Source organism: Micrococcus sp. KRD077, assembly GCF_017168505.1.
In the GTDB taxonomy this organism is placed as follows: Bacteria; Actinomycetota; Actinomycetes; order Actinomycetales; family Micrococcaceae; genus Micrococcus; species Micrococcus luteus.
This window is the reverse complement of record NZ_JABFAZ010000103.1, coordinates 1-380: the sequence shown is the minus strand read 5'-3', so window position 1 is coordinate 380 and position 380 is coordinate 1. Positions and strand designations below refer to the sequence as shown.

The 380-nt window shown below is 71.3% G+C and carries 1 protein-coding gene; it reads right to left on the bottom strand.

Features of this window, described 5'->3' with window-relative positions:
* Positions 1 to 81 precede the first annotated feature (81 nt).
* Positions 82 to 380: monovalent cation/H+ antiporter complex subunit F (locus tag J1M39_RS11990; RefSeq protein WP_241254162.1), on the bottom strand; the 299-nt coding region annotated here is incomplete at its 5' end.

Here is a 380-nt window from a genome sequence, read left to right as displayed (position 1 = left end):
GGCCGAGCGCCCCCAGCAGGCACTGGATCGCACCCGCCAGCAGCAGGGCGGCGGAGACGACGTCCCAGAACACGTCGGGGTTCACCGGTGCCACTCCCGTCGCTCGGCCAGCCGCGCGGCGGTGGCGGACCCCACGAAGGCGATCAGCGCGAACGCCACCAGCAGCGGGATGTTCGAGCCGTCGCGGTAGAACGCCACGTACACCGCGGTGGCCCCGATGATCAGGACGACGAACACGTCGAGGGCGGCGATCCGGTCGAGCGTGTCGGGCCCGCGGAACAGCCGCACGAGCGTGAGCAGGCCCGCCAGGACCAGGATCCCGAGCACGATCACGTAGACGAGGTCCATCAGCCCGTGCACGCCCTCTCCAGCTCCAGTGC